At 73.8% G+C, this 25304-nt stretch carries 23 protein-coding genes; 13 read left to right on the top strand and 10 right to left on the bottom strand.

Translation table 11 applies throughout. From position 1 onward, the window contains the following. Positions 1–59: 59 nt before the first annotated feature. A complete protein-coding gene (locus CKY47_RS28515) occupies positions 60–1265 on the bottom strand; it encodes a S8 family peptidase (RefSeq protein WP_306749395.1) in 1206 nt (401 codons plus the stop codon). Positions 1266–1340: 75 nt separating this feature from the next. On the opposite strand from CKY47_RS28515, the gene CKY47_RS28510 reads away from it, so the two are divergent. The 3 genes from CKY47_RS28510 (at position 1341) to CKY47_RS28500 (ending at position 4872) form a co-directional block, all read left to right on the top strand. After that, a complete protein-coding gene (locus tag CKY47_RS28510; RefSeq protein ID WP_306749394.1) occupies positions 1341–3956 on the top strand; it encodes a CHAT domain-containing protein in 2616 nt (871 codons plus the stop codon). Between the two features lie 87 nt (positions 3957–4043). Beyond that, the gene (locus tag CKY47_RS28505) at positions 4044–4472 is read left to right on the top strand and encodes a nucleoside deaminase (RefSeq protein ID WP_306749436.1); all 429 of its coding nucleotides are present in this window, start codon (positions 4044–4046) and stop codon (positions 4470–4472) included. A 58-nt stretch (positions 4473–4530) separates the two neighbouring features. Next, complete coding sequence (locus CKY47_RS28500) at positions 4531–4872, top strand: hypothetical protein (protein WP_306749393.1); 342 nt, start codon at positions 4531–4533, stop codon at positions 4870–4872. A 124-nt stretch (positions 4873–4996) separates the two neighbouring features. Here CKY47_RS28500 and CKY47_RS28495 read toward each other — a convergent pair whose 3' ends face one another. Further along, the gene (locus CKY47_RS28495; protein WP_306749392.1) at positions 4997–5356 is read right to left on the bottom strand and encodes an STAS domain-containing protein; all 360 of its coding nucleotides are present in this window, start codon (positions 5354–5356) and stop codon (positions 4997–4999) included. Positions 5357–5414: 58 nt separating this feature from the next. Further along, positions 5415–6503: a carboxylate-amine ligase gene (locus CKY47_RS28490; protein WP_306749391.1), complete on the bottom strand. Its 1089-nt coding sequence runs from the start codon at positions 6501–6503 to the stop codon at positions 5415–5417. A gap of 51 nt (positions 6504–6554) precedes the next feature. On the opposite strand from CKY47_RS28490, the gene CKY47_RS28485 reads away from it, so the two are divergent. Next, complete coding sequence (locus CKY47_RS28485) at positions 6555–7556, top strand: DNA topoisomerase IB (RefSeq protein WP_306749390.1); 1002 nt, start codon at positions 6555–6557, stop codon at positions 7554–7556. A gap of 86 nt (positions 7557–7642) precedes the next feature. Here the strand turns inward: CKY47_RS28485 and CKY47_RS28480 are convergent, their stop codons facing one another. The 3 genes from CKY47_RS28480 to CKY47_RS28470 all read right to left on the bottom strand — a co-directional run bounded on the left by CKY47_RS28480 (position 7643) and on the right by CKY47_RS28470 (position 9830). Further along, the gene (locus CKY47_RS28480; protein ID WP_306749389.1) at positions 7643–8566 is read right to left on the bottom strand and encodes a baeRF2 domain-containing protein; all 924 of its coding nucleotides are present in this window, start codon (positions 8564–8566) and stop codon (positions 7643–7645) included. Positions 8567–8742: 176 nt separating this feature from the next. Next, the gene (locus CKY47_RS28475; RefSeq protein WP_306749388.1) at positions 8743–9474 is read right to left on the bottom strand and encodes a SigB/SigF/SigG family RNA polymerase sigma factor; all 732 of its coding nucleotides are present in this window, start codon (positions 9472–9474) and stop codon (positions 8743–8745) included. Next, positions 9471–9830, bottom strand: a complete 360-nt coding sequence (locus CKY47_RS28470; RefSeq protein ID WP_306749387.1) for an ATP-binding protein — start codon at positions 9828–9830, stop codon at positions 9471–9473. Before CKY47_RS28470 ends, CKY47_RS28475 begins: the two co-directional genes overlap by 4 nt. Before the next feature lie 224 nt (positions 9831–10054). Between CKY47_RS28470 and CKY47_RS28465 the strand changes: the two genes are divergently transcribed. Genes CKY47_RS28465 through CKY47_RS28440 form a run of 6 tightly spaced genes read left to right on the top strand, consistent with a single transcriptional unit; the run spans position 10055 to position 16807 of the window. Continuing rightward, complete coding sequence (locus CKY47_RS28465) at positions 10055–10840, top strand: ABC transporter ATP-binding protein (protein ID WP_306749386.1); 786 nt, start codon at positions 10055–10057, stop codon at positions 10838–10840. Further along, positions 10837–11628, top strand: coding sequence for an ABC transporter ATP-binding protein (locus CKY47_RS28460; RefSeq protein ID WP_306749385.1), 792 nt, complete (start codon positions 10837–10839; stop codon positions 11626–11628). The genes CKY47_RS28465 and CKY47_RS28460 overlap by 4 nt, the downstream gene beginning before the upstream one ends. Beyond that, positions 11625–13508 carry an AMP-dependent synthetase/ligase gene (locus tag CKY47_RS28455; protein WP_306749384.1) on the top strand — a complete coding sequence of 628 codons (1884 nt, stop codon included), beginning with the start codon at positions 11625–11627 and terminating at the stop codon, positions 13506–13508. The genes CKY47_RS28460 and CKY47_RS28455 overlap by 4 nt, the downstream gene beginning before the upstream one ends. Further along, on the top strand, positions 13505–14392 hold the full coding sequence (locus tag CKY47_RS28450; protein WP_306749383.1) for a branched-chain amino acid ABC transporter permease: 888 nt from the start codon (positions 13505–13507) through the stop codon (positions 14390–14392). Before CKY47_RS28455 ends, CKY47_RS28450 begins: the two co-directional genes overlap by 4 nt. Then, a complete protein-coding gene (locus tag CKY47_RS28445; RefSeq protein WP_306749382.1) occupies positions 14389–15489 on the top strand; it encodes a branched-chain amino acid ABC transporter permease in 1101 nt (366 codons plus the stop codon). Before CKY47_RS28450 ends, CKY47_RS28445 begins: the two co-directional genes overlap by 4 nt. Before the next feature lie 25 nt (positions 15490–15514). Continuing rightward, positions 15515–16807: an ABC transporter substrate-binding protein gene (locus CKY47_RS28440; RefSeq protein WP_306749381.1), complete on the top strand. Its 1293-nt coding sequence runs from the start codon at positions 15515–15517 to the stop codon at positions 16805–16807. Between the two features lie 28 nt (positions 16808–16835). Here CKY47_RS28440 and CKY47_RS28435 read toward each other — a convergent pair whose 3' ends face one another. Beyond that, a complete protein-coding gene (locus tag CKY47_RS28435) occupies positions 16836–17462 on the bottom strand; it encodes an NPCBM/NEW2 domain-containing protein (protein WP_306749380.1) in 627 nt (208 codons plus the stop codon). A 317-nt stretch (positions 17463–17779) separates the two neighbouring features. Here CKY47_RS28435 and CKY47_RS28430 point away from each other — a divergent pair, with 317 nt between their 5' ends. Continuing rightward, on the top strand, positions 17780–18787 hold the full coding sequence (locus tag CKY47_RS28430) for a radical SAM protein (protein WP_306749379.1): 1008 nt from the start codon (positions 17780–17782) through the stop codon (positions 18785–18787). Positions 18788–18830: 43 nt separating this feature from the next. Here the strand turns inward: CKY47_RS28430 and CKY47_RS28425 are convergent, their stop codons facing one another. After that, entirely contained in the window at positions 18831–19814 is a 984-nt protein-coding gene (locus tag CKY47_RS28425) for a PHP domain-containing protein (protein WP_306749378.1), read from the bottom strand. A 150-nt stretch (positions 19815–19964) separates the two neighbouring features. On the opposite strand from CKY47_RS28425, the gene CKY47_RS28420 reads away from it, so the two are divergent. Beyond that, on the top strand, positions 19965–20597 hold the full coding sequence (locus CKY47_RS28420; RefSeq protein ID WP_306749377.1) for a TetR/AcrR family transcriptional regulator: 633 nt from the start codon (positions 19965–19967) through the stop codon (positions 20595–20597). A 41-nt stretch (positions 20598–20638) separates the two neighbouring features. On the opposite strand, the gene CKY47_RS28415 is transcribed toward CKY47_RS28420, so the two are convergent. Together CKY47_RS28415 and CKY47_RS28410 are read right to left on the bottom strand one after the other, a co-directional pair. Next, positions 20639–21115 carry an SRPBCC family protein gene (locus CKY47_RS28415; RefSeq protein ID WP_306749376.1) on the bottom strand — a complete coding sequence of 159 codons (477 nt, stop codon included), beginning with the start codon at positions 21113–21115 and terminating at the stop codon, positions 20639–20641. Positions 21116–21128: 13 nt separating this feature from the next. Beyond that, positions 21129–22313 carry a serine hydrolase domain-containing protein gene (locus CKY47_RS28410; RefSeq protein WP_306749375.1) on the bottom strand — a complete coding sequence of 395 codons (1185 nt, stop codon included), beginning with the start codon at positions 22311–22313 and terminating at the stop codon, positions 21129–21131. Positions 22314–22427: 114 nt separating this feature from the next. Between CKY47_RS28410 and CKY47_RS28405 the strand changes: the two genes are divergently transcribed. Then, complete coding sequence (locus tag CKY47_RS28405) at positions 22428–25196, top strand: ATP-binding protein (protein ID WP_306749374.1); 2769 nt, start codon at positions 22428–22430, stop codon at positions 25194–25196. Positions 25197–25304 lie beyond the last annotated feature (108 nt).

Below are 25304 nucleotides of genomic sequence, written 5' to 3'. Positions count from 1 at the left end.
GGACATCGGATTCTTCGCTGCCACACACTACGGAGCAACCATGCCCCCCGCAGATACGACTAGTCCACGAAGATCCCGTAGCCGGGGAAGAACTCGGGCTTCCCGCCGAGCAGCGTCGCGCGGGCGTCGACCGCCGACAACCCGAACGTCGTCATCGTCTCGGCGATGCGGCCCGCCACGTGCGGCGCGGCGAACGAGGTGCCCAGCCAGTAGGCGAACCGGTCGTAGACCTCCGCCGGCAGGCCCGGCAGCTGCCACCGGCCCTTGAGGAACGTGCTGGTCCGGTTGCCGACCGCGCACGCGTCCACCCAGTGGCCGTGGTTGGAGTAGCAGGCGGGTGAACGCGTGCCGTCGCGCTCCTGGGCGACGGCGGCGACCGCCGTGACCCCGCTCAGCGCGGCGGGCCAGCTCGGCCGGTTCGTGCCCTGGTTGCCGGCGGACGCCACCACCACGACGTCGGCGGGCAGCTGGGCGACCGCCCTGCGCACCGGCTCGGAGGCCACGTCGTCCAGCGTGAAGCACCCCATCGAGATGTTGACGACCTGCACCCGCTCGTCGAACGACGTCAGCGCCCGGAAGAAGTCCTCCTCGGTGCCCAGGCCCGCCGGGTCCAGCGCGCGCTCCGGGTCGAGGCGCACGCCCGGCGCGGCCTGCCGCACCACGCCCATCACGAACGTGCCGTGCCCGCCCTCCACGGCGAACACGTCGTCGTGCGCGTAGGCGGCGTCGACCTCGTCGGCCCTCGGGAGGAACGCGCCCTTGAGCCACAGGGGGTGGTCTGCCTCGGCGGTCTTGGAGACGCCCGTGTCGAGCACGCCGACGGTGACGCCCTTCCCCTGGCCCAGCCGCGCCCCGTCCGGGGCCGGCAGCGGCCCGGCCACCTGCGGCGGCTGCCCGGGGTGCCCGTGCATGTTCCCGCCGTGGCCGACCACCGCGTGGTGCGGCTGGACGAACGGCGTCCGCTCACCGGGCCATTGGAGGGGGTCGCGCAACAACCGCACGATCCGCGGGATGTCGTCGGAATTGCGCGGAAGGATCAACCGGCTCATCCCGGCGAAATCGCGACCGCGTTCGTTGACGATGTTGTTCTGCGTCAGTTTCCGCGAGACCCGGTCGACGTCCTGGGGGATGGTCAGCAGCTCACGGGCCACGAACAGGAATTCCCGCCCGCGCTCGGCGTGCAACCGGAAAGCCGTGTGCTCCTTGATCGCCTGGTCGAAAACCTGGCGGTACAGCTCCGCACGATTCGATGGTTGGGACACCACAGCCTCACAGCAGCGTCGACGGAGGTGCGAGCTTGATCAAGCTACCACAGGGGTCTTGGTAATAAGGTGGGTTTCGTGGCAGCGGAATCCGCCGCCGCGGCGGCGCTGGACGCCCGGCAACGGGACCCGCGCGCGGCGATCGAGATGGGCCGTTCGGCGCTGCGGGCCGCGCGGCTCTCCGGCGACGCCGAGGAGGCGTCGACCGCCGAACGCGCCATCGGCCTGTCGCTGCGCGAGCTGCACGACTTCGACGGCGCGCTGCGGCACCTGCGCCGCTCCGTCCGCATCGCCGAGGGCGCCGGTTCCGCGCGGCTCGCCGCGCTGGCCCGGGTGAGCCTCGCGTTCGTGCTGTCCACCACCGGCCGGCACGCCCAGGCGCTGCGCGCGGTCAACGAGGCGGTCGGCGCGCTCGACGGCGGCGACGCCGACATCGCCCGCATGCAGCGCGGCCTCGTGCTGCACTACCTGTGCCGCTACGACGAGGCGCAGCGCGAGTACAACTCGGCCATCGAGGCCGCCCGCCGCACCGGCGACCGGCTCGGCGAGGCCCGCGCCCGCAACAACCGCGGCCTGCTGCGCGCCTACACCGGCGGCCTGAAGGCGGCCGACGAGGACTTCGACCGCGCCGCCGCCCTGTACCGGTCGCTGGGCCAGGAGCTGGCCGTGGCCGACGTGCGCTGGAACGCGGGCATCTCCGCCTCCCGCGCGGGTGACGTGCCGCGTGCCCTGACGATGTTCGCCGAGGCCGAGCGCGAGTACCGGCGGCTGGCCGTGCCGCGGCCCGCGCTGCTGATCAACCGGCTGGAGCTGCTGGTGTCCGTGCCGCTGCTGGAAGAGGCCCGCGCGGCGGCCGACCGGGCGCTGGAGGAGATGGTCGGCGACCTCGTGCTGGCCCGCTCCGAGGCCCAGTTCTACCGGGCGCGCATCGCCTTGCTGGAGGGCGACCTGGAGCGCGCCGTGGAGATGGCGGTGCTGGCGCGCAAGGGTTTCCGGCGGGAGCGGCGCGAGGTGTGGGAGGCGAGCGCCCGGCACGTCGAGCTGCGCGCCGCCTACCTCAGCGGGCAGCGCACCCGCGGGCTGGTGACCGCGCTCGTGCGCGTGGCGGCCCGGCTGGAGGACTTCGGCTGGCGCATGGCGGGGCTGGAGGCACGGGTCGACGCCGCGCTCGTCGCCCGGGACCTGGGCGACCGGCGGCGTGCCGTGGCCGAGCTGACCACGGCGGGGGCGGCCCGGCGCGGCGGCACGGCGGCGCACCGGGTGCAGGGCTGGTACGCGGAGGCGCTGCGCCGCGACCTGCTCGGCAACGCCCGCGGCGCGCAGATCGCGCTGCGCCGCGGGCTCGGGCTGCTCGACGAGTACCGGGTGTCGCTGGGCGCGGTCGAGCTGCGCGCGTCGAGCGGCGCCCAGGGCAAGGCGCTGGCGTTCGAGGGGTTGCGCGCGGCCGTCGCCGGCGGCCACGCGGGACGCGTGCTGTCGTGGGCGGAGGCGTGGCGCGCGGGCGCCATGCGGATGACGCCCGCCCGACCGCCGGAGGACTCCGGGCTCGCCGACGCCCTCACCGAGCTGCGCGCGGTGACCGCCGACCTGGAGATCGCGCTGCTGGCCGGCAAGCCGTCCGCCGGGCTGCGCCAGCGCCAGGTGCGCGGCGAGCAGCGCGTGCGCGACCTGACCCGGCAGACCAGCGGCGGCGGCGCGGTGTTCAAGCCGCCCGCGGTGCGCGACCTCGCCCAGGCGCTCGGCGAGCGGGCGCTGGTCGAGTACGTCGACTACGACGGCGACCTGCTGGCCGTGGTCGTCGCCGGGGGACGCGCCTCGCTGCACCGGCTCGGACCGCTCGACGGGGCGCTGCGCGAGGTGCGGCTGCTCAGGTTCGCCCTGCACCGGCTCGTCACCCTGCCCGGGCACCTCGACAGGACCGCCGTGCGCGGCGGGGCCGACCACACCGCCCGGCTGCTCGACACCCGCCTGCTCGCCCCGCTGCGCCGGCGCCTCGACGACCGGCCGCTCGTGCTCGCGCCCACCGGCCAGCTCGGCGGCCTGCCCTGGTCGGCGCTGCCCGGCTGCCGCGGGCGGTCGGTGACCGTGGTGCCGTCGGCGACCGTGTGGCTGCGCGCGGCGCTGTCGTCCGCCGTCCCGCACGACCGGGCGGTGCTGGCCGCCGGCCCCCGGCTGCCCGCCGCGCCCACCGAGATCGCCGCCATCGCGCCGCTCGCCGGTGGGGCCTCGGTGCTGGTGGGCGCGGACGCGACGGTCGACGCGGTGGCCGCCGCGATGGACGGCGCGCCGCTGGCCCACGTCGCCGCGCACGGCTCGTTCCGCGCCGACAACCCGCTGTTCTCCGCCCTGGAGCTGGCCGACGGACCCCTCACCGTCCACGACCTGGAGCGCCTGCGCCGCCCGCCCGCGCTGGTCGTGCTGTCGGCGTGCGACTCGGGCCTGTCGGCGGTGCGGCCGGGGGACGAGCTGATGGGCTTCACGGCGGCGTTGCTGGGCCTGGGCACCCGGACCCTGGTCGCGCCGGTCGTGCCCGTGCCGGCGGAGGTGACCACGCCGTTGATGGTGGACCTGCACCGGAGGCTGGGGAAGGGCGACCCGCCGGCGGTGGCGTTGGCCGGCGCGCAGGAGGCCCACCGCGACACCGGTCACGAGGCCTACGCGGCGAGCGCGGGCTTCCTCTGCTTCGGGGCCTGACCGCGCCTCCCGCGCCGTCCTCGCGCCGCGCTCCCGGGTCGTCCCGGTCGCCGTCCCGGCTAGGTTGGTCCCGTGGACGCACACGAGATGCTGGCCGTGGCCGTGGCGGAAGCCCGCGCGGGACTGGAGGAGGGCGGCGTCCCGATCGGCGCGGCGCTCTTCACCGCCGACGGCGGGCTGCTCGGGCGCGGTCACAACCGGCGGGTCCAGGACGGCGACGCCTCCACCCACGCCGAGACCGCCGCGTTCCGCGACGCGGGCCGCCGGGCGTCCTACCGGGACACGGTCATGGTCACCACGCTGTCACCGTGCTGGTACTGCTCCGGGCTCGTTCGCCAGTTCGGCATCCCCCACGTGGTGATCGGCGAGGCCCGCACGTTCCACGGCGGTCACGACTGGCTCGCCGAGCACGGCGTGCGCATCACCCTGCTGGACGACCCGGGGTGCGCCGGGATGATGGCCGACTTCATCGCGGCCAGGCCCGAACTCTGGTTCGAGGACATCGGGCAGGGTTAACGGGACGCGCCGCGGGCGGACACAGTCCCGTCACGGGACCACGTGAGCATCGGCGGGCATGGAACGTTGGCACGTCGAAGGTTCGCTGGTGCTGACCGAGGGCGCGGTCGCCGTGGAGGTACCCGCCAGTTGGGGCGCCGAGGTCAGCCACCAACTCCGCTCCGCGGGCCCGCTGGGCCCGATCCTCGCGATCCCGGGCCCGCGCCTGCGCTGGCTGTTCCTCGCGAGGCCCGACCCGGAGCCGACGCCGGACCACGTGCTGCCCCCGGACGTGCGCTACTGGCGCGGACCGCGCAGCATCCCCGCCGTCGAGTCCCGCTGGGTCGTCCCACCGGAGGGCGCACTGCCCCCGGTGGGGGCGGTGCGCTGCGCCATCAGGACGGTCCGCCGCTCCTTGTAGGGAGCCGGTGCTCCAGAGCGGTGCTCTCGTCCGCGGCCCGGAGCCGCGCACCGCGGAGAGGGCACTGCTCTCGCGTGAGAGCGGTGCCCCCTGTCGTCGACCGTGCCCCAGGAGCCCGAAGGCCCTAGAAGCGGGCCAGCGCTTCCTCGACCGAACCGACGACGGTGAACACCGCGTCCAGTCCGGTCGCCTGGATCGGCCGCACGGTCGCCCGGGTCGTGGCGACGAGCACCAGCGCGACCCCGAGGGAGTCCGCGCGCTGGTTGCCCACGACCAACGACTCCAGTCCGGCCGAGCCGAGGAAGCGCACGCCGCCGAGATCGACGACAACCCCCCGCACGTTCTCGACCAGGTGCTCCTTCAGCGGTCGGGCCAGCTCGTCGGCGCTGCTCGTGTCCAACTCACCGGACACGTGCAGCACCACCACGCCGTCCGCCGGCCTCTCGACCCGCACGGAAGCGAGCGTCGCCGCGGGATCTGGCACGCCGGTTCTCCTCTCACTCACCAACGCCGCCCACGCGGCGCGTACTCCACGGTAGTACTCAACGGCCCTCGTCGACCGTCTCGGCCAGGACCAGGTCCACCAGTTCACGGGCGTCCGGTGACGCTCCGAATGCGCGGCGTTGCCGGGCCGCGCCACTTCCGTGACTGCGCAACCATTCCAGGTGATCCTGGACCAAGGACACCGCCCCCGCGTCATCGAGAGCGTTCTCACACCAGCGCGCCATCTCGGCCACCAGATCGCGGGCGGGCAGCAGGCGCCCGTCGCGCGGGTCGACCGCCAGGCCGTCCACGCCGTCGCGCGAGGCACGCCAGTAGGCGGCCTTCAGCAGCAGGTCGTCCACCCGCTCGGCGTCGGCCGACTCGGCGGCGGTCCGGGCGAAGGCCCTGATCAGCTCGGCGATCACCACCGCCTCGTGCGCCGTCAGCGGGACGTCGGTGACCCGCACCTCGACCGTCGGGTGCTGCTCGGACGGCCGGACGTCCCAGTAGACCATGCCCGTGTCCAACAACACCTCGGTCGCCTCCAGCGCGGCGACCCGCGCCTCGTACTCGGCGGCCGACCCCAGGTGCGGCGGCGGGCCGCTGATCGGCCAGCGCGACCAGACGATCGACCGCCAGCTCGCGTACCCGGTGTCCTCGGCCTGCTCGATGGGCGAGTTCGCGCTCAGCGCGAGCAGCGTCGGGAGCCACGGGCGCAGCGCGTTGCCGATGCGGATCGCGGTGTCCGGGTCCGGCACGCCGACGTGGACGTGCATCCCGCAGACGCCGGAGCCGCCGATCATCTTGCGGTGGGAGTACTCCATCAGCCGGTAGCGGGGGTCGTCCGTGCCCGGCGGCGGCCCGGCCGTGCCGATCGGCGGCACCGACGAGGCCATCAGCCGGCAGCCCGCGGCGTGCGCGGCCTTCGCCAGGTGGGTCCGGCCCAGCAGCACCTGCTCCATCAGCTGCTCGGTGGTCTCGCACACCGGCGTGGCGACCTCGATCTGGAACGGCGTCAGCTCCCGCTGCACGTCCAACCGCGCCCCGGCGTGCTGCGCCACGGACTCGGCCAGCGGTACGGGTCGGCGGGATTCGGGGTCCACGAGCAGGAACTCCTGCTCGACCCCGACCGTCCACGGCTGTGTCATGCCGGTCCACATACCCGATCGGGGCGGAATCGAACCATCGAGTTTCGGATCATGGGCTACGGGAACACGCGCCTGGTGAGACTCCGCCGCAGCGACCCGTCCGCACCGGGCTGGCACCGCCGCCGGCGCGGCCGGGGGTTCAGCTACACCGACGCCGAGGGCAACCCCGTCGACGAGGAGTCGCGGGAGCGGGTCGAAGCCCTGGTCATCCCGCCGGCGTGGCGCGACGTGTGGGTGTGCCCGCACCCGAACGGCCACATCCAGGCGGTCGGCACGGACACCGCCGGCCGCCGCCAGTACCTGTACCACGAGCGGTGGCGGCGGGACCGGGACGAGGAGAAGCACGACCGGGTGCTGGCCCTGGCGCCCGCGCTGCCCGCGTTCCGCCGGGAGGTCGCCGAGGCCCTGGACGGCCGCGGCCGCACCCGGGAGCGGGTCCTGGCGGTGGCCCTGGCGGTGCTCGACCAGGGCGTGTTCCGCGTCGGCGGCGAGACGTACGCGGCGGACAACGGGACGCACGGCGTGGCGACGCTGCTGTGCTCGCACGTCACGGTGCGGGGGAGCGTCGTCGACTTCTGCTACCCCGCGAAGGGCGGCATCGAGTTCTGCACCGAGGTCGAGGACGCGGCGCTGGCGAACGCCGTGCGGGCACTGCTGCGGGGCCGGTCGGGGTCGGCCGAGCGACTGCTGACGGACGCGGGCGGCGGGCACGTCGACTCGGACGACGTGAACCAGAGGTTCAAGGAGATGGTGGGGTCGGAGTTCTCGGTCAAGGACCTGAGGACGTGGCACGCGACCCTGCTGGCGGCGGCGGCGTTCGCCAGGGAGGGCAGGCCGGACTCGCAGCGCGGCCGCAAGCGGGTGGAGGCGGCGGTCATGAGGGAGGTGTCGGAGCACCTCGGCAACACCCCGGCGGTGGCGAGGAAGTCCTACGTCGACCCGAGGGTCGTGAAGGCGTTCCAGGACGGGGTGGTCATCCGGCCGAGGTCGGCGGAGCGGGAAGAGGTGGAGCGGGCGGTGCTCCGGCTGCTGGGGAAGAAGAAGAGGCGGTAGGGCTCCCGCGCGCGGAGGCCGCCGTGCGCGGGACGCGCGTGAGCCGCGGGGGTCGGGACACGATCGGGCGGTCACCGCCGGGCGGCTCACCCGGACAGCAGCGCCCCGACGTCCTCGTGCAGGCGGATCGCGCCGCCGACCACCACGATCTCGGCCCCCGCCGCGATGGCGCGCAGCGGCAGGACCTCGTCCGCCCGACCGCCCTCCACCTCGCGCGAGCCGATCAGGGTGTCGTTCACCAGGAGCGTCGAGACGCGGCCCGCTTCCAGCGCCCCCGTCACGGCGCCCAGGCCGTGGACCGCCCGCCCGGTGAGGCGGGCCGACTCGTCGCGGAAGCGCTCGACCACCGCCCGGCGGGCGTCCTGGTTCGCCCGGCCGGCGAGGTGCAGGACCGCCTGGTCGGCCGGGCCCTCGACCTCGACCACCAGGTGGTGGTAGCGGGTGGGGAGCGCGATCCGCAGGGAGCGCCTGCCGCTCAGCGAGCCGGCCAGGACCAGCAGTTGCGCGTCCAGGCGGTCGACCAGGGAGGTCGCCTCCTGGGTCACGTCGGCCACCTCGGTGGCGTCCAGCAGGCGGTCCGGGCGGCGGGCGCCCACCGAGGCCACCGCCACCGGGCGGCCGGTCGGGTCCACGCCCCTGAGGTCCGCGCCGTGCTCGTCCACCTGGACGACCACGTGGGGGAGCAGGGGTTCGGAGAGGTCGACCAGCGGCAGGACGTAGGGCAGCGGACCGGAGCGGGCGGTGTAGCCGGCGGGCGGGACCGGGACGTAGCGGTCCACCAGCACCCTGCCGCCGCCCACCACCAGGCCCCGGCCGGCGAGGCCGCGCGGTGTTTCGCCGGACGTGATCGCGTTGTGCGCCAGGGCGACCAGGTACGCGTCCGCGCCCTGGGCCTGGAGCTGGTCGCGCATCGCCCGCCAACGCAGGTCCACGTGCTCGCCGACGTCCAGGAACACGGAGACGAACGGTCCCTCTACGCCGACGACGCCGTGCAGGCTTTCCGTGTGCATCCGACCCTCCTGGTTCGTGGTCACCCGGGAGATACCCGGGGATCGCGCACCGCAACCGCTTCTCGGCGGTGGGATGGCACGCACGTGCCCTGCACGTGGCCCGTCGGTGTCAGCGGGGTGTCGGAACGGAGACGGATGCGGGGGCGGTTGTGCGCGAACGGGTGAGGCTCGGGGCGCTAGTCGTCGAGCAGGTCGCGCAACCGGGCCAGCGACCGGCTCAACAAGCGCGACACGTGCATCTGCGACACCCCGACGGAGTCGGCGATCTGGCTCTGCGTCATGTTCCGGAAGAACCGCAGCACGATGATCCGCCGCTCGCGCTTGGGCAGCCCCCGCAGCATCGGGTCCAGCGCGTGCTGGAGCTCGACGACCTCCAGCGCGGGGTCGTCGGACACCAGCCCTCCCTCGGCGGCGACCAGCTCGTCGTGCTCGTCCAGCGACAGCAGGTGGTGCGCGGACGCCGCGTGCAGCCCCTCGTACACCTCGTCCAGCCCGATCCCCAGGTGCCGGGCGACCTCGCTGGGCGTGGGCGTGCGGCCGGTGCGCCTCGCCAGCTCCACCCGCGCGCCGTCGATCGCGGTGCACAGCTCCTTCAACCGCCTCGGCACGCGGACCGCCCACCCCAGGTCGCGCAGGTACCGCCGCACCTCGCCGGTGATCGTCGGCACGGCGAACGCGAGGAAGTCGATGCCGCGCGTGACGTCGAACCGGTCCACGGCGTTGATCAGCCCGAGGGCCGCCACCTGGCGCAGGTCCTCCACCGACTCGCCGCGCTCGGCGAACCGGTCGGCGATGTGGTGCGCCAGGGGGAGGTGTTCCGTGACGAGGCGGTCCCGCACCTCCTGGTGCCTGCTCCCGTCCGTCGCAGCCAACTCCTGGAACAGCGGTTGGTAGTCCACCGCGTTCATGCCCGGCACCTCAGTTCGACCAGCAACCGGCCGTCTCCGTCCACCCAGGTGGCCACCGCGTCGGTCACGGAGCTGACGACCCGCCAGTACAACGAGTGGTGGTCCGGGACGGTGACGGCCGATGACCGGACCTCTGCGTGAAACCGAACGGAATCGCCGTCGCGGTCGAACCGGCACCGCAGTTCCGCGTGCGCGTGGGCCCGCGCGATGAGCGCCGTGCACGCCTCGTCGACCGCGATCACGAGGTCGATGGCCAGCGACGGCGTCGACCGGGCGATCGCGCTCGCGACGGCGCGGACGGTCGAGAGGTAGGCCGGCCTCGCCGCCATCCTGAGCTCCACGTCCGAGCCGTTCATGGTGGCGAGCACTCCTCCCCGACCCCCAGGGGTCCGTCGCCGGGGGCATACCCGGCGTCCAGGTGGGCTACACCCGTCCACACAGGACCGAGCAACAGAATCGTGAAAGCCGAACACCGCGCGGTCGGGTTCATCACGGTTTGCGAACGGTGGTAGTTAACGCTGTGATCGGGGCCATACTGGCCGCCTCCCGACATCCACGGGGGTATCCCACGGAGGCGCCGGTGCTGGAGGCGAACAACCTTGAGGTGGTCTACGACGACGTCATGCTGGTGCTCCGCGGCGTGAGCCTGCGGGTCCCGGACGGGCGGATCGTCGCGCTGCTCGGCGCGAACGGCGCGGGCAAGACGACCTTGTTGCGGGCGCTGTCCGGCCTGCTCGACGTGCACGACGGCAAGGTCACCAGGGGCGAGGTCACCCTGGACGGCACGCCGATCCACCGCGCCCCGCCCGCGCGGATCGCCTCGCTCGGCGTCAAGCAGGCGCTGGAGGGCAGGCGCATCCTGGCCGAGCTGACCGTGGAGGAGAACCTCCGCGTCGGCGGGCACACCAGGCCGCGGTCGATCAAGCAGAACCTGGAGCGGATGTACGAGCTGTTCCCCCGGCTGAGGGAGCGGCGGCGGCAGAGCGCGGGCTACCTGTCCGGCGGCGAGCAGCAGATGCTGTCGATCGGCCGGGCGCTCATGTCCGAGCCGCGCTACCTGCTGCTGGACGAGCCCAGCCTGGGCCTCGCCCCGCTCATGGTGCAGCAGATCCGCGACCTCGTCGTGAAGATCAACGCCGACGGCACGACCGTGCTGCTGGTCGAGCAGAACGCCACCATGGCGCTGTCCATCGCCGACCACGGCTACGTGCTGGAGAACGGCAAGGTCGTGATGGACAAACCCGCCGCCGCGCTGCTCGCCGACGAGGACGTCCGCGAGTTCTACCTGGGCCTGCGCGGCGAGGGCGCGGTGCGGTCGTTCCGCGACGTGAAGCACTACAAGCGGCGGAAGCGGTGGTTGTCGTGACCGGACCGGTGCTGGAGGTGTCGGACGTGACGCTCGCGTTCGACGGCGTCACGGCGGTGGACGGCGTGTCGTTCCACGTCGGCGCGGGCGAGCTGTTCGCGATCATCGGCCCCAACGGCGCGGGCAAGACGTCGATCTTCAACGTGCTGTCGGGCGTGTACCGGCCGCAGTCCGGCTCGGTGCGGTTCGAGGGCCGCGACGTGCTCGGCACCCGGCCGCACAAGCTCGCCGCGATGGGCATCGCCCGCACGTTCCAGAACATCGAGCTGTTCGCCCACCTGACCGTGGTCGACAACCTCATGCTCGGCCGGCACAACCACATGCGCTACGGCGCGCTGGCCGCGTTCGCGTGGGTCGGCAGGGCGCGGCGCGAGGAGCTGGCGAACCGGGCCGCCGTGGAGCGGGTGATCGACTTCCTCGAACTGGAGCAGTGGCGGCGGCTGCCCGTCGGCCTGCTGCCCTACGGCGTGCAGAAGCGCGTCGAGCTGGGCCGGGCGCTGGCGATGGAGCCGAAGGTGCTGCTGCTCGACGAGCCCGTGGCGGGCATGAACGTCGAGGAGACCGAGGACATGGCCCGGTTCGTGCTGGACGTCCGCGACGAGCTGGGCATCGCGATGGTCATGGTGGAGCACGACATGGGCCTGGTCATGGAGCTCGCCGACCGGGTCATGGTGCTCGACTTCGGCAAGCCCATCCGCACCGGCACGCCCGCCGAGGTGCAGCGGGACCCGGACGTGGTGCGCGCCTACCTGGGCGAGGACCACCGGACCGTGGGAGGTGCGGCGTGACGGCGCCCACGACGATCGTCACCCGCGTGCGCGACCGCGCGGGCACCCACCCGGGCGCGGTCGCGTTGCGCGCCAAGGACTTCGGCATCTGGCACGAGGTCACCTGGGCGGGCTACTGGGACCAGGTCGAACTGGTCGGGCACGCCCTGCTGTCGCTCGGCGTCGACCCCGGCGACCGGGTCGCGATCCACTCGGAGAACCGCCGCGAGTGGCTCTACGCCGACGTCGGCGCGGTCGCCGTGCGCGCGGTGACGGTCGGGCTGTACCCGACGAACCCGGCGAGCGAGGTCGCCTACCTGCTGTCGCACTCCGGGGCGCGGGTGCTGATCGCCGAGGACCAGGAGCAGGTCGACAAGGCGCTCGCCGTGCTCGACGCGCTGCCCGACCTGGAGCGCATCGTCTACCTGGAGCCGCGCGGCATCCGGGGCCGCTACGACAACCCGCTGCTGCTGTCCTGGGACGACTTCCTCGCCCTCGGCGCGGCGCACCGCGAGGAGCACCCGGACGCGGTGGACCAGCGGATGCGCCAGGTCGAGCAGGACGACGTGATGACGCTGATCTACACCTCCGGCACCACCGGCCCGCCCAAGGGCGCGATGCTCACCGTCGCCAACGTCGAGTTCGCGGTGGAGACCCTCGTCGAGGGCGGCGGGTTCACCTCGCCACCGCCGTCGCCGGACGACGTCACGCTGTCCTACCTGCCGCTGTGCCACGTCGCCGAACGCATCTTCACCACGTGGTTCAGCGCGTCGGCGGGCATCCGGGTGCACTTCGCCGAGTCCATCGAGACGGTGCAGCCCAACCTGCGCGAGGTGCAGCCGACGATCCTGTTCGCGGTGCCCCGCATCTGGGAGAAGGTCCTGGCGTCGATCACGATCGGCGCGGCGAGCGCCACCCGGCTCAAGCGGGTCACGACCCGCTTCTGGTTGCGGGTCGCCGACCGGCTCGGCGACGCCCTCGTCCGCAACGGCGGCCGGCACACCGCGGCCACCCGCCTGAAGTACGGCGTCGGCTGGGTGTTCTGCTACCGGGCGCTCAAGACGCGCATCGGCATGCGGCACGTCCGCTACGCCTCGTCCGGCGCCGCGCCCATCTCGCCGGACGTGCTGCGCTTCTTCATGGGCATCGGCGTGCCCGTGCACGAGGTGTACGGGATGACCGAGAACAGCGCCATCGCCACCGGCAACCGACCCGGCCGCGTCAAGGTCGGCACGGTCGGCGAACCGCAGCCCGGCGTGGAGCTGCGCATCGCCGACGACGGCGAGATCCAGACCCGGCACGCCGGCGTGTTCGCCGGCTACTGGCGCGACGAGGACGCCACCCGGCAGGCCATGACGGACGACGGCTGGCTGCGCACCGGCGACGTCGGCGAGTGGGTCGACGGCACGCACGTGCGCATCACCGACCGCATGAAGGACATCATCATCACCGCGGGCGGCAAGAACGTCGCGCCCTCCGAGGTCGAGAACGCGCTCAAGACCTCCCCGTACATCAAGGAAGCGATCGTGCTGGGCGACCAGCGCCCCTACCTCGTGGCGCTCATCGGCATCGAGCACGACACCGTCGGCCACTGGGCCAGGCAGCGCAAGCTCGCCTACACCACCTACCGCGACCTCGCGGAGAAGGACGAGGTGCGGGAGTTGGTCCAGGGCATCGTGCTGGAGGTCAACGAGCGGTTCGCGTCCGTGGAACAGGTGAAGAAGTTCCGGATGCTGCCCAAGGAGCTGGACCACGAGGACGGCGAGCTGACCGCGACGCAGAAGGTGAAGCGGTCCGCGCTCGCCAAGGTCTACGGCGAGCTGGTCGACGACATGTACCTCGGCGGGACGAACGCGCGGGGGACGGACGCGCGGGGGACGAACGCAGGGGGGCGCTCGTGAGCGAGTTCCTCCAGTCCCTCGTCCGAGGCCTGGGCACGGGGTCGATCTACGCCCTGCTCGCCCTCGGCTTCGTGATCATCTACAAGTCGACGCGGGTGATCAGCTTCGCCCAGCCGGCGTTCATGCTCGCCGGCGCGGTGCTGGTCAGCTACCTGACCGCCGAAGTCGGGTTCTTCGTGGCCGTGCCGGTCGCCGCGCTCGTCATCGCCGTGCTGGCGCTGGGCGTGGAGCGGACCGTGCTGCGGCCGATGATCGGCAAGCCGGTGTTCGTGGTCGCCATCATCACGATCGGCGTGGACGTCGTGGTGCGCGTGGTCACCAACGCGTTCATCGGGCTGGACGTGCGCCAGGTCGGCGACCCGTGGGGCCTGGACACGGTGTCCCTGCTCGGCGTGGACGTCCAGCAGCGCTACCTGGTGATGTTCGCGACCACCGTGGTCGTGGTGGCCGTGCTGTTCGCGTTCTTCCGATTCTCCCGCGTCGGCCTGGCGATGCGCGCCGTCGCCCACGACCAGGAGGTCGCCCTCGCGCAGGGCATCTCGGTCGGGTCGGTGTTCGCCCTGTCGTGGGCCATCGCGGGCGGCTTGGCGGCGCTGGCCGGGGTGTTCGTCGCCACCGGCGCGGGCGTCGACCAGCAGCTGTGGATCGTGGCGCTCAAGGCCCTGCCCGCGATCATCCTCGGCGGCCTGGACTCGCTGGGCGGCGCGGTGGTCGGCGGGCTGGCCGTCGGCGTCGTCGAATCGCTCGTGGGCACCTACCAGGACGGCGTCGCGCCGTGGCTGGGGCCGAACTTCGCCCTGGTCGCCCCGTACGTGCTGATGCTGGTCGTGCTGTTGGTGAAGCCCTACGGGCTGTTCGGCAGCCGGGAGGTGGAACGCCTGTGAAGGGTCGTCCGGAGCTCTACACGTCCTACGCGCAGGACACCGCGTTCCTCAACACCAGGCCCAAGCGGGCGTGGACGGGCGCGCTCGTCGCGTTCGCGCTGCTCGTGCCGTTCATGCTCACCGACGACCTGCTGATGCTGCTGGCCACCGGGTTCGTCGCGGCCATCGGGGCGATCGGGCTCAACATCGTCACCGGGTACGCGGGGCAGGTGTCGCTGGGGCACGCGTTCTTCCTCGCCATCGGCGCCTACACCGGCGCGGCGCTGTCCGGGGACCCCGACGGGCGCGTCCTCGGGTTCGGCGTCACGTCGCTGCCCGTGTGGCTGCTGGCCTCCGGGCTGGTGGCCGGGCTCGCCGGGCTGGTCGTGGCGCCGCTGGCGGTGCGGCTGCGCGGGCTGTACCTGGCGATCGTCACGCTCGGGCTGGTGTTCCTCGGCGAGCACGTGTTCCGCGAGTGGACGTCGCTCACCGGCGGGCCGGGCGTGGGGCGGCCGGCGGCGGTGCCCGAGCTGTTCGGCGTGCGGCTGGACCGGCCGTCGGAGTTCTTCACCGGGCCGCAGCAGCTGTACCTGCTGATGTTCGTCCTGCTGGTGATCTTCGGCGTGCTGGCCCGCAACCTGGTGCGGTCGCGGATCGGGCGGGCGTTCGCCGCCGTGCGCGACCGGGACCTCGCGGCGGCCGCCATCGGCGTCGACCTGTCCCGGTACAAGGCGCTGGCGTTCGCCGTGTCCTCCTTCTACGCGGGCGTGGCGGGATCGCTGCTGTTCGTGGTCAACGGGTTCTTCGACCCCGGCTCGTTCGGCCTGCTGCTGTCCGTGCAGTACATCGCGATGGTGCTGATCGGCGGGGCGGGCACCATCTCCGGCGCGGTCATGGGCGCGCTGTTCATCACGCTGCTGCCGCGCGTCACCCGGGAACTGCCCGCGGTGCTGCCGTTCGTCAGCTCCGACGCGACCGGTGCGGTCACGGTGTTCCAGGTCGAGGCGGTCCTCTACGGGCTGCTGATCGTGGTGTTCCTGATCGTCGAGCCACGGGGCCTGTTCGGTATCTGGGTGCGCGTCCGCAACTACTGGCGCACCTGGCCTTTCTCGTACTGACCTCGTACCGAAGGATGGAGATGGGATGGCAAGGCACAGAGCGGTGCTCGCGCTGTTGTCCGTGGTGGCGCTGGCCTCGGTGGCCTGCCGGGGTGGTGACGGCGGGGAGGCGGTCGAGGGCAAGGGCGGCATCAAGGTCGACTTCGGGGTGACGTCCGAGCCCTGCGAGGACACCGGTCACGCCGACCGCGGCTGCATCTACCTCGGCACGATCTCCGACCTCACCGAGGGGCCGTTCAAGACCCTGGCCGTGCCGATCACCGAGTCGCAGAAGGCGTTCTGGAAGCGCGTCAACGACCAGGGCGGCATCGGCGGCTACGACGTGGACGTCACCACGTACGTGGCGGACAACAAGTACAACCCGCAGATCCAGAACCAGGTGTACCAGGAGATGAAGGGCAAGATCCTGGCCCTCACCCAGACCCTCGGCTCGCCCACGACCGCCGCGATCCTCCCCGACCTGGAGAACTCGCAGATGGTGAGCGTGCCCGCGTCGTGGACGTCGCTCTGGGGCCACGAGGAGGTCGTGCTGGAGTCCGGCGCGAACTACTGCGTCGAGTCGATGAACTCCGTCGACTACGCGGTCGACGAGCTGGGCGCGAAGAAGGTCATGGCCGTGCACCTGCCCGGCGACTACGGCGACGACGCCGCGGCGGGCGCGAAGATCGCGGCGGAGAAGCGGGGCGTGCAGTTCGCCGACGCGGTCACCCAGACCGGCCAGGACAACCAGGGCGGCGCGATCGACGCCGTGCTGGCCAACCAGCCGGACGTGGTCATCCTGACCACCGGGCCGACCGACGCGGCCGTGATCATCGGCCAGACCGCGGCGCGCGGCTTCAAGGGCAGGTTCATCGGCACCTCGCCCACCTGGAACATGGGCCTGATGCAGAGCCCGGCCGCGTCCGCGATCAAGGCGCTGTACCTCCAGTCCGCGCCGTGGAAGTCCTGGGCGACCGACACGCCTGGCCACAAGGCGCTGCGCGAGGCCCTGCCGTCGGTCACGCCGAACGACGGCTACACCGCGGGCTGGGTGTGGGCGTACCCGTTGAAGGCGGCGTTGCAGAAGGCCGCCGAGAACAAGGACCTGACCCGCGCGGGCGTGCTGAACGCCGTGCGGCAGCTGGAGTCCGTGGACTACGAGGGCATGCTGCCGACCGGCGCGGGCAAGTTCACCGGCACGCCGGACGAGTCGACGTTCCGGCAGACGCTGATCTACAAGCCGGACGAGCAGGCGGCCACCGGCGTCGGCCTGGTGGAGGACTTCTTCACCGGCCCGTCGGCGAAGGACTTCACGTTCGACAAGCCCTGCTACCAGTAACCACCCGTCGACCAGGACCGGCCCGGCGTCACCCCGACGCCGGGCCGGCCTTCGTCAACGACGGGTCCACCCACACGCCGACGCGCTCCGGACCGGGGCAGCCGCCGCCGTCGGCCGCGGTGGGCTCGACGCCGATGGCCAGCCTGCTCGCCCCGGCGACCACGACGTCCACCCGCTGCGGGGTCATGCCGACGTCCGGGACCTCGCCGACCCGGCGGCCGTCGGCCAGCACGTAGAAGTCGAGCGCCTTGGTGAGCTGCGAGTCGTCCGCGATGGCGACCCGCGCGGTGAGCCGTTCGTATTCGCCCTCGACCGCGAACTCCAATTGCGCCGAGGAACACCACGCGCCGGTCGCGGAAATCGATTTGCGGTGCTCCACCCCGCTCACCCGCGCCGCCGCGACCTGCCACGGGCTTTCCGCGTACGCCTCGTCTATGGAGGTGCTGCCGACCGGCTTCAGGTCGGCCAGCCAGGTGGCGCCCGGCCCCGCCACGGGCGCCGGTCCCGCGTCGCTCGACGACGCGGTCACCGGTCCCGCGGCCGGCGCCGAGGTGGCCTGCGGGGATGCTGCCTGCGGGGACGGTGACCACGCGTCCCACCGGCCGATCACCACCCCGGCCGCGAGGATCGCCACGCCGGCGGCCGCCAGTCCCACCGCCGTCCGGGTCCTGCGCGGGCGTGCTGTCCGTAAGTCCTGACCGTCCACGGGGAGGAATCCCTTTCAGGCATAAGACGTGAATGGAACTCGCGCGACGCACCCGATCCCGGTGCGCGATGCGGCACCATAGCACCGCGCCAATCGAGACCGACCCGGATCGCGCATTCGGAATTCCGCAATTGCCGCACTATTGCGGCACCCGTCCGGCGAGGGACTCCGGGCTCCTCCCGTCCAGGGGTCCTTCGGTGACGGATGGACGTATCAGCGCGGCCGCTCGGTCCTCCATATGGGTATCCGGGACGCGGGAGGGCGGCATGGCGGGGCACACGGGCGGTCGGGCGGTGCTCCAGGTGCACCCGACCAGGCTCTGCAACCTGCGCTGCCTGCACTGCTACTCCAGCTCCGGGCCGGACGTCACCGAGTCCGTGCCGATCGGCGTGCTCTCGCGGGTCGTGCGGGACGCCGCCCGGCTCGGCTACGACGTGCTCAACGTGTCGGGCGGCGAACCGTTCCTCTACCCCGAGCTGCCCGCCCTGCTGCGCGCCGCCCGCGACGCCGGGATGCGCACCACGGTCACCACCAACGCGGTCGCGCTCACGCAGCGCCGGATCGGGCTGGTGCGCGGGGCCGTCGACCTCGTCGCCGTGTCCCTGGACGGCGACCGCGCCACGCACGACCGCATCCGCGACCAGCCGGGCGCGTTCGAGAAGGCGTTGACGGGCATCCGCAGGCTCACCGAGGCGGGCATCCCGGTCGGCGTGATCACGACCCTCACCCAGGGCAACGCCACCCAGCTGGGCGACGTGGCGCTCGCCGCGCACGGGTCCGGCGCGCTGCTGCTCCAGGTGCACCCGCTCGAACCCGAGGGCGCGGCCAACCGCCTGATGGCGGGGGAGCGGCCCGACGCCGTCGAACTCGCCTACGCGGCGGTCGAGCTGGGCCGCATCGCCGAGGAGCACGGCATGGCGGTGCAGCTGGACGCCGTGCCGCGCACCATGCTGGCCCGCAGCCCGGAGGCGTTCATGGCCGCACCCGTCGACCACCCGCTGCCACTGGGCCGATGGCTCACGCCGCTGGTGGTCGAGGCCAACGGCGCGGCGGTGCCGGTGTCCTACGGCTTCGACCGCCGCTACGCCCTGGGCAACGTCGGCGACCGGCCGCTCGCCGCGCTGGCCGCCGAGTGGGACCCGGCGCCGTTCCTGGCGCTGTGCCGCGCCACGTGGCAGCGCCTGGTCGACAGCCGCACCGGGCCGCTCGTGCCGTGGTACGGCCACCTGCTGCGCGCCTCCCGCGTGCGGCGCTCCGCCACCGCCGGCCGCTGAGCACCCCCCCACCGGCGGGCCGGGGACGCCGGCGCCGGGGACGTCAGCGGGCCAGGAACTCGTCCACGTCCAGGGTGTTGATCACCCGGTCCGGCGTGACACCGCACTCCTCGGCCCGCTCGCAGCCGTACGACAGCCAGTCGAGCTGGCCCGGCGCGTGGGCGTCGCTGTCGATCGCGAACGAGCAGCCCATCGCCACCGCCAGCCGCAGCAGCCTGCCCGGCGGGTCGCGGCGCTCCGGCCGCGAGTTGACCTCCACCGCCGTGCCGCCCTCCACGCACGCGTCGAACACCGCCTCCGCGTCGAACTCGGACTCCGGCCGCCCCTTGCCGGTGACCAGCCGCCCCGTGCAGTGGCCCAGCACGTCGACGTGCGGGTGGGACACCGCCTCGACCAGCCGGCGCGTCATCGCGGGACCGGGCATCCGCAGCTTCGAGTGGACGGCGGCGACCACGACGTCCAGCCGGGCCAACAGGTCCTCGTGCTGGTCGAGCGCGCCGTCGTCGAGGATGTCGACCTCGATGCCGGTCAGGACGCGGAACGGCGCCAGCTCCTCGTTCACCGCCGCCACCGCGTCCAGCTGTCGGCGCAACCGGTCGGCGGACAGCCCGTTGGCGACGGTGAGGCGCGGCGAGTGGTCGGTCAGCGCGACCCACGAGTGTCCGAGGTCGCGGGCCGCCTCGGCCATCTCCCGGATCGGACTGCCGCCGTCCGACCAGTCGGAGTGGGTGTGGCAGTCGCCCCTGAGCAGCGCCCGCAACGCCTGGCCGCCGACGACGGGTTCGCGCCCCCTGGCCAGGTAGGACGGCTCCCGCCCGGCGAGGGCGTCGGTGATCACGCCGGCGGTGGACTTGCCGATGCCCGGCAGGTCGGTCAGCGTCCCGTTCGCGGCACGCCGCTCCACCTCGCCGTCGGCGAGCCCCGCCACGACGTCCGCGGCCCGGCGGAACGCCCGGACCCGGTACGTGGGTTCACCCGCGCGCTCCAGCTGGAACGCCACCTGCCGCAATGCCCAGAGGGGGTCCACCGCCCAGTTCTACCGCTCCCGCGCGCCGACCGCGAACCGCACGGCCGCGGTGGCCCCATGACCGGGTGGTCGGGCGGGCGGCTCTCGACTTGGCACCGGTGCCCTTGCGCACCTTGCGACCGCCGTGCCGGCCGCCAGAGGATGTCCGCCATGTCCCCACGTGCCGGCACGGTCGGGTCGCGGCGCAGGCCCAGCAAGGGCGACCTCACCTCCCAGGCGATCCTGGACACCGCCACGCGCCTGTTGCAGACGCGCTCCCTGGACGACATCGCGGTCGACGAGCTCGCCTCCGGCGCGGGCATCTCCCGGTCGACGTTCTACTTCCACTTCGCCTCGCGCGAAGCCGTGCTGCACGCGCTGTCCGGGGCGGTCCTCGACGCCGTCTACGAGTCCGCGTCCTCCTGGCTGCGGCGCGGCAGCGAACCGCCCGAGGACTCGATCCGCCGGGCGCTGGGCGCGAGCCTCGCCCTGTGGCGCCGGCACGGCCCGGTGCTGCGGGCCGCGGTCCGCGCCCGCGACACGGACCCGTCGATGCGCGAGTTCTGGTCGGGGGTGGCCCGGCGCTTCATCGACTCCACCGCCGACCAGATCGACATCGAGCGGGCCGCGGGCGTCGCGCCGCCCGGACCGGACTCCCGCGCGCTGGCCACGATCCTGGTGCAGATGAACGAGCAGGCGTTCCTGGCGCGCTCGCGGGCCCGCCGTTCCGCGGCCAAGGACCGGGAGCTCGTCGACACCCTCACGTGCGTGTGGCTGCGGTCGGTCTACGGCATCGCCGGGTGACGCCCGGCTTTCCGGCGCGTGACTCCTCGGCGCCGGACTCCTCAGCGCGGCTCGGGGCGTCCCAGGAGGTCGACCAGCCGGTCCAGCGAGGCGTCCATCGCCGACGCCGCCCGGCGGCGGCCGAACACCCTGAGCAGCAGCCCCCGCAACTCGGAGGCGGGCACCTGGAGCAGCCGCAGCCGCACGACCGTGCCCCCGTCCGCGGTCGCCGCCAGCTCCACCCGGAACTCGGTGCGCAGGGCGAAGCGCGGCGCCGGGCGGCCGTCGAGGCGCTCCGCGACGTGCCGCCACGCGATCACCGTCGGCCGGCGGAACTCCACGACCTCCTGGTCGACCTCGGACACGTGGCCGTCCCACCGGCCGTGCTGCGTGCGCCGCTCCCCGCACCCCGCGCCGGAGGTGACGTCCACCCGGTCGCAGTCGGCCAGCCACGCCGCCGTGCTCGACGCGCGCGACACCACCTGCCACACGCGTTCCGGCGACGCCGCCACGCACCTGCCGCGCACCACCTCGATCACGCGGCCATCGTAGTCAGCGGAACCAGGGGCCGCCCGGCGCGAGCCGGTGCCCCAGCGCGCGGTACACGGCGTCCACAAGGGACTGCCCGCGCTCGTTGACGCCGATGCCCGGCCCCATCCGCGTCATCACGTACCCGAACGACATGCGCGCCGCCGGCGACGCGAAACCCAGCGACCCGCCCATGCCCGAGTGGCCGAACGCGTCCTCCGCCAGCACGACCCCCCGGTCGGCGGGCGGCAGGTGGCCGTTGCCCGCGGACTTCATGAAACCCGACGAGAACCGGGTGGGCACCAGCAGCACCTCGTCGAACCCGGCCGACTCCACCGCCGACATCGACGCCACCTGCGCCTCGTCCACCAGCCGCACCCCGTTGTACCCGCCGCCCAGCGCCAGCGGCCGGTACATCTGCGCCAACCCCCGCGCGTTCGCCATGCCGCCCACGGACCCGTACTCGGCGGCACGCGCCTCCCGCGTGTTCGACGACGCCGCGTACCCGCCGTCGTTCGTCAGCAGCAGCGCCTGCACCGACCCCGGCTCCGCCACCGCCCGCCGGTACAGGCGCGACACCGGCGACCCGGGCGGCGGCGGCAGGGTGGGCGCGACGAGCGGCTCCAGGTCCTCCGGCAGCCGCAGCCAGAAGTCCAGCGCCAGCGGCCCGGAGACCTCCTTCTCGAAGAACTCCGCCAGGCCCAGTCCGCTGACCCGCCGCACGACCTCGCCGACCAGGTGGCCGAAGGTCAGCGCGTGGTAGCCGTGCCGCGTGCCCGGCTCCCAGAACGGCTCCTGCGCGGCCAGCGCGGCGGTCGTCGCGGCCCAGTCGCGCAACAGGCCCGGCGCGGCCGGCTCGCGCAGCGCGGCCAACCCCGCCCGGTGCGCCAGCAGGTCCCGCACGAGCGTCGTCGCGCCGCCGAACTCCGGCCAGTAGCGGGTCACCGGCGCGTCCAGGTCGAGGTCGCCGCGCGAGGCCAGCACGTGCGCGCACAGCGCGGTCGCGCCCTTGGTGCACGACCACACGTGCGTGAGGGTGTCCTCGCGCCACGGCCGCCCGCCCGCGTCACCGCCCCACAGGTCGACCACGGTCTCCCCGTCGACGGTCACGTGCACGCCCGCCCCCTCCTCGCCCCGGTGCGCGAAGTTGGCCTCGAACTCTGCGCGGACCTCGGCGAAGTCGCCGTGGCAGGTGCCCTGGACCGTCATCGACCCTCCCGGTGCTGCGGTGGTGGGACACCATGTCACCACCGTGAGCCACGACACGTGAGTAGGGATTCCTCAGTCGGTAGGGTGACGAAGTCCCATGACGGGAGGCCGCCCTTGTCCTCTGCCCCCGCGTTCTTCGGCAGGGAGAGCGAACTGGCCGCCGTGGCCGCGGCCGTCGACCGGGTTCCCGCCGCCGGCGTGGTCGCCGTCGTCGTGTCGGGGGAGCCGGGCATCGGCAAGTCGAGCCTGCTGGCGCGAGCGCGGGACGGGCTGCGCGACCGGGGCTGCGCGGTGCTGGCCGCCGAGTCCGACGACGTCAGCCGGCGCATCCCGTACGCGGCGGTCGCCACGGCCCTGCGGTCGTGCGCCGCGACGGCGGCGGACGCCGAGGCGCTGGCCCCGACCGGCGAACCGGACGCGGGCTGGTTCGGCCGGGCGTGCGAACTGGTCGCCCGCGCCCTCGCCGCGCTCACCGCCGACCGGCCCGCCGCGCTGGTCCTCGACGACCTCGACCGGGCCGACGACGACTCGCTGGCCATGCTCGCCGTGGTGCTGCGCCGGGTCACCGCCGCGCCGCTCGTGCTGCTGGCCGCGACCCGCTCGCACCACGTCAACGGCGGCGTGGACGAACTGCTGGACCGGCTGGAGCGGCACGCCGAGGTGGTGCGGCTGGAACTGGCGCCGCTCGGCGGCGGCGAGGTGGCGCGGATCGCGGAGTCCGTGCTGGGCGCGCCGGTCGACGAGGGCCTGGCGCACGAGGTGTGCCGGCGCGCGGACGGCAACCCGTTCTTCGCCGTGGAGATCGCCCGCTCGCTGCGCGAGCTGGACCTCGTCGCGGTCGACGGCGGCCGGGCCCGGCTCACCGTGTCGCCGACCGCGATCCGGCTGACCCGGCGCGAGGCGGTGCTGCGCCGCGTCGCCCCGCTCGACCGGGGCACGCGTGCGGTGGCCCGGGCCGTGTCGGTGTTCCGGCGGGTGCGGCTGGACCGCATCGGGCTGCTCGCGCGGGTCGCGTCGCTGCCCGAGGACGACGTGGTGGCGGCGTTCGACGAGCTGCTGCGCGCGCACATCGTGGTGCGCGACGCGGACCGCGGCTACCGGTTCTCGCACGCCCTCGTCGGCGAGGCCCTGTACCAGGAGATCGGGCCCGCGCAGCGCCGCCACCTGCACAGCCTCATCAGCGCCCGGCTGCTCGAGGACCTCGACCGCGGCCTGTCGACCGACGAGCTGGAACTGGCCTGGCACCTGGCCGAGTCCGCGCCGCCGGGCGACCTGCGCGCGGTGCGCGTGATGGCGCGGGCCGCCGACGCCAACCGCGCGACCGCCCCCGAGACGGCGGCGGCGCTGTGCGCGCGGGCCCTGGAGCTGCTGCCGGTCGCCGCGCCCGAACGCGGCGCGCTGCTCGCGTCCCAGTGCCGGGCGCTGGCCCACGCGTCCCGCCCGGCCGCCGCCGCGGCGCCCGGTCTCGCCGCCCTGGACGCCCTGCCACCCGGACCCGAGCGGTCGCGGTGCGCGGTCGTCGTGCTCAGCTGCCTGTTCCTCGTGGGCAGGCTGGCCGAGGCGCTGCGGCTCGCCGACGCCGAGCTGGCCGACGCCGAGTCGGCCGCCGGCGCCGCCCCCGCCGCGCTGCACGCCCAGCGCGCGCTGCTGCTGGTCTTCACCGGGCGGCACGCCGACGCCCTCGCCGAGGCCGAGCGCACCGAGGCCATGCCGGTCACGTCGGCCGCCGAGGGCGTCGTGGTGTTCGACCGGCTGGCCGTCATCACCTCGATGCTGTTCCGGCACGACAAGACCGTCGAGTACGCCAACCGGGCGCTGGGCGCCGCCGACCAGCCCGCGCTGGAGCTCCAGGCGCTGGCCGTCGGCGCGTCGACCGGGGCGCTCGCGGGACTGGTGCACGACGCGTCGTGGCGGCTGCGACGGGCCGAGGAGCTGCGCGAGCGCACCGGCGGCCACGCGTTCCGCGGCGAGCTGGAGATGGCGGGCGTGGCGCTCGACTGGTTCGGCGGCGAGTGGGACGCCTGCCTGGAACGCCTCGGGCGGGCCGCCGCGGAGCTGGAGGCGCGGCAGGAGCTGATGATGCTGCACGGCCTGCGCGCGATCGAACTGGAGGTGCGCACGTGGCGCGGCGAGCTGGACGTGGCCGCCCGCCTGGCCGGCCTGCCCCCGCCGACCAGCCCCAACATGGCCGGCCTGCACGCCCTGGCCATGGCGGACTACCTGGCCGCCAGGGGTGACGCGACCGCCGCCCGCGCGACCCTCTCGGCCGCCGTGGCCCCGGACGGCGCGTCCGCGTACAGCTGCGTCCTCCTGGCCAGGCTGGTCGAGCTGTCCCTGGCGCACGACCTCGTGGACGAGGCCCGCGCCACCCTGGCCACCCTCCGGTCCGTGGCCGCCGACCGCGTGTCCCCCTGGACCCGGACCGCGGTGCGCCGGGTCGCGGGCCTCGTGCACCGGGACCCGGACCTGCTCCGTGACGCGGTCCGCGAAGCCGAGACCGGCGGCCTGGTCTTCGAACGGGCCCGGGCCCAACTCGCCCTGGGCCGGCTCGCCCCCGCCGTCCCGGCCCTCCTGGAAGCGCACGCCACGTTCTCCCGCCTGGGCGCGCACGGCCTGCGCCGCCAGGCGGGCGCCCGCCTGCGGGAGCTCGGCGCCAAGGTCCCCCGGACGCGGACCGCGCCCCGGGGCCTGCTGACCCAGGCCGAGTCGAACGTGGCCCGCCTCGTCCAGCAGGGCATGCGCAACCGCGACATCGCCGCGGCCCTGCACTACAGCCCCCGGACGATCGAGGTCTACCTCTCCCGCATCTACGCCAAGCTGAACGTCACCTCCCGCCTGGAACTGGCCAGAACCCTGGACACCACCCCCACCCGCGAGTCGTAAACCCAGGCCGCGCGAATCGTAAACCCAGGCCGCGCGAGTCGTAAGTTCGCGCCTCACGAGTTCCTACTCGCGAGTGCGCGGCTTGCTGGGCCTGGACGTACGACTCGC

It is taken from the genome of Saccharothrix longispora (assembly GCF_030852425.1).
In the GTDB taxonomy this organism is placed as follows: Bacteria; Actinomycetota; Actinomycetes; order Mycobacteriales; family Pseudonocardiaceae; genus Actinosynnema; species Actinosynnema longispora.
Note: the sequence above shows the minus strand (reverse complement) of the source record. Positions and strands in the feature narration are given on the sequence as shown.